Source organism: Beijerinckia sp. L45, assembly GCF_009765775.1.
Lineage (GTDB): Bacteria > Pseudomonadota > Alphaproteobacteria > Rhizobiales > Beijerinckiaceae > RH-AL1.
The window spans coordinates 1-243 of the sequence record NZ_LMUU01000042.1; the positions used below are offsets into that span (position 1 = coordinate 1).

Annotated in this window: 1 protein-coding gene; it reads left to right on the forward strand. The window is 59.7% G+C overall.

Going from position 1 to position 243, the window contains the following annotated elements; genetic code table 11:
* Positions 1-4 precede the first annotated feature (4 nt).
* On the forward strand, positions 5-243 hold a 239-nt coding region (locus GSQ79_RS30235), incomplete at its 3' end, for a transposase (protein WP_368669912.1).

Sequence of the window (243 nt, forward strand, 5' to 3'; positions counted from 1 at the left end):
GGCGTTGATCGCGCCGCTCTTGCCAGCTCCCAAACGGCGTGGGCGAAGGCCAACCAACGCCGTGATCATCCTTAACGCCTTGTTTTACATGATCCGTTGCGCTTGCCCCTGGCGATTGTTGCCGAAGGATTTTCCGCCGTTCACCACGGTCCAGAACAGATTTTACGCTTGGCGCGACAGCGGGCTGTGGGCGCAGATCGTTGATGTCCTCGTGATGAATGCTCGCGAGGCGGAAGGCCGAGA